Below are 2,469 nucleotides of genomic sequence, written 5' to 3'. Positions count from 1 at the left end.
GGTGCGGCGGCGGCGATCTTGTTAGCTAAAATGGGTTGGCGCGTCGTTATCGTCGAACGCGAAACTTTTCCCCGCGATCGTCCCGGCGAAACCCTCCATCCAGGGATAGAACCGCTTCTGGAACAGTTAGGCGTAGCAGCACAAATTCTCTCTGCCGATTTCCTCAGACACGAAGGAAATTGGGTTAAATGGTCAAGCGAATCGACATTTGTGCCTTTCGGTGCAGATGAAAGGGGAAAGTGGCGCGGTTTTCAAGCATGGCGATCGCATTTTGATGCTATTTTGCAAAATCAAGCTATTGAGTTAGGCGTCGAAATTCGGCAACCTTGTCGCGCTTTGCATCCTGTGGTCAGGGAAAATCGGATTGTCGGAGTTGAGACATCAGATGGTTTTTTGCCATCATCTTTTATTATCGACGCTGCCGGTAGCGGACACTGGCTAGCTAAACAGTTAACATTGCCAATTCAAACTTATTCTCCCCGTCTGATTGCTTATTATGGATATGCGTCGGGAGATTGTCCGATTCGGGATGATGCACCGGCAATAGTTGCAGACAAAAGCGGGTGGACTTGGACAGCGCGGGTGCGTCCCCAACTTTATCAATGGACTCGACTATTTTTTGCTAACGAAACAATTGAAAAAAATTGGCTTCCTGAAGAATTCCAAGGACTCATACCCAAAGGTAAAATCGGTGCGGCAGATGTAACCTGGCGCGTTGTGCCTGCTTGCGCCGGTCTCGGTTATTTTATAGTTGGAGATGCCGCTGCTGTACTCGATCCGGCTTCTTCTCACGGCGTTCTCAAAGCAATTATGTCCGGGATGATGGCCGCTCATTTAATTATACAGATGGTCAATAAGGGTGCGATCGAGCTACAAGCAATTCAAGCCTACCGTCAGTGGCTTAATAATTGGTTTGGACAAGATCTGGCTAAATTAAGGGAACTCTACGGTACTTTGCCTCACCCACCTGACTGGATTTAACTTAAAAAACCTACCTCATCAGCAGCACAGCATCCAAAAGCACAGCATCCAAAAAATTCGGTGAACCTAAAGCTTGTCAACGTAAAATTATCTGTCATTGGTAAGACTTAAAAATTTCAATTGTAGATATGAACTCGCTCGCCAAACAATATTTATTCTACCTTGAGTCTTATTCTAATTGTTAGATGTAATCTCCATCACAATAAATCATCCTAGTAATTAAAGGAAGTAATTAACCGAGCTACTTCAATTCATTTGGGAGATTTTGTGATGAAACGTTTAATTATTGGTGGTTTATCTGTTGTGTTGCTGTCTGCTGTCGCCGCACCTGCTGTTAGAGCTGAATCACCGACTGATAACCCTGCCTCCTCAAGTAGTACCCCCACGGTTCCTAGCTTTGAATTGCAACCTTTCAATCTAGTTTATATGGCTTATCAAGGTTACTTCGAGGAGCAAGGAATTCCCAGCGCCCAAGGTCTAATTTCTGCTTATCGCACAGGAACTGTCGATGCCGAAGATATCGTCGAGAGTGCAGTGAAAGCCAACCGACTTCCATCTAGTGTTATGGCAGATGATGACTATCTAAATGCAGTGGAACTACAACTAAGAAGTTTAGACGATCGTTCTTAAAAACAGAAAGGCAATTACACCTTCAGGGGTGGATGTTTTAGAAACCCGGTTTCTTGAAGAAACCGGGTTTCTATATCACTAAACCGGGTTTCTTGAAGAAACCCGGTTTCTATTTTATATCACACAAGTTGGTAGTCAGATTAAGTGTGGAAACTTACAGTCTGGAACCTGGGTCACCAGCCATAACATCATCGCGATCGCGCGAAACAGTCCGTTCTGGTTCCTTACGGAACAGGTTAGCTAAACCGATCAGACCCAGCAATCCCAACCAACCCCAATTATTATTATCGTCTCTTGTTTCCTGGAAAGGAGTCCTGTCTATAACAGGGCCAGATCTATCAACGTTGGTGTCAGTTTGAGCAGTAGCAGGTAGTGTTGAAGGCAAAATAGTTAAACTTAGAGCGATGACGCTGGCTCCCACAACCTTGGTTAAATTAGAAGGTTTCATATTTCTCCTCTTTGCTCTCCATCGACGGCAGATTCTTTACATCCCCAAATTTATCGGTTCATCAAACAACTCTCATCAATCTGCGGTGGGAAACCTTCTTATTCCAGACTCTAACTCAAGAGGGGGTTAAACAGTCAAAAGTCAAAATTACTCCTCTTACCTCCTCCCTTTCCCTCTCCCTCGTGTTTTTGACTTTTTATTTTTGACTTTTGACTTTTAAGAGCCCCTAACGATTAGCTTGTTCTGTCACTCGCTGAATCTGTCTGGCGAAATAGCTTTCACGGTGTTTCAACTGCTGGGCTAGTTCCAAACCTTTTTGAAAAGCTGAGAGCGCTTGTGCAAAATTTTTATACTCTAAATAAAGTTGCCCAACTTCATCGTAAGTATTCATCATACCGTAAAAGTTGTAA

3 protein-coding genes and 1 pseudogene are annotated in these 2,469 nt (G+C 44.0%); 2 read left to right on the top strand and 2 right to left on the bottom strand.

Going from position 1 to position 2,469, the window contains the following annotated elements; translation table 11 throughout:
• The coding region (locus H6S82_RS28945) for a tryptophan 7-halogenase (RefSeq protein WP_199317986.1) at nucleotides 1–981 on the top strand (981 nt) is incomplete at its 5' end.
• Between the two features lie 270 nt (nucleotides 982–1,251).
• Complete coding sequence (locus H6S82_RS28940; RefSeq protein WP_190463942.1) at nucleotides 1,252–1,611, top strand: hypothetical protein; 360 nt, start codon at nucleotides 1,252–1,254, stop codon at nucleotides 1,609–1,611.
• Between the two features lie 154 nt (nucleotides 1,612–1,765).
• On the opposite strand, the gene H6S82_RS28935 is transcribed toward H6S82_RS28940, so the two are convergent.
• A complete protein-coding gene (locus H6S82_RS28935) occupies nucleotides 1,766–2,059 on the bottom strand; it encodes a WGxxGxxG family protein (RefSeq protein ID WP_190463941.1) in 294 nt (97 codons plus the stop codon).
• A gap of 226 nt (nucleotides 2,060–2,285) precedes the next feature.
• Nucleotides 2,286–2,469 (bottom strand): annotated as a pseudogene (locus tag H6S82_RS28930) (SHNi-TPR domain-containing protein); the annotation flags it as partial.

This window comes from Planktothrix sp. FACHB-1355 (genome assembly GCF_014748295.1).
Taxonomy (GTDB): Bacteria; Cyanobacteriota; Cyanobacteriia; order Cyanobacteriales; family Aerosakkonemataceae; genus Aerosakkonema; species Aerosakkonema funiforme_A.
The sequence above is the reverse complement of the archived record's forward strand: the minus strand, read 5'-3'. Positions and strand labels throughout refer to the sequence as shown.

Bases quoted from the DNA above. Each gene is read 5' to 3' on its own strand.
- H6S82_RS28940 (WP_190463942.1), top strand. From the start codon at position 1,252: ATGAAACGTTTAATTATTGGTGGTTTATCTGTTGTGTTGCTGTCTGCT.
- H6S82_RS28935 (WP_190463941.1), bottom strand. From the start codon at position 2,059: ATGAAACCTTCTAATTTAACCAAGGTTGTGGGAGCCAGCGTCATCGCT.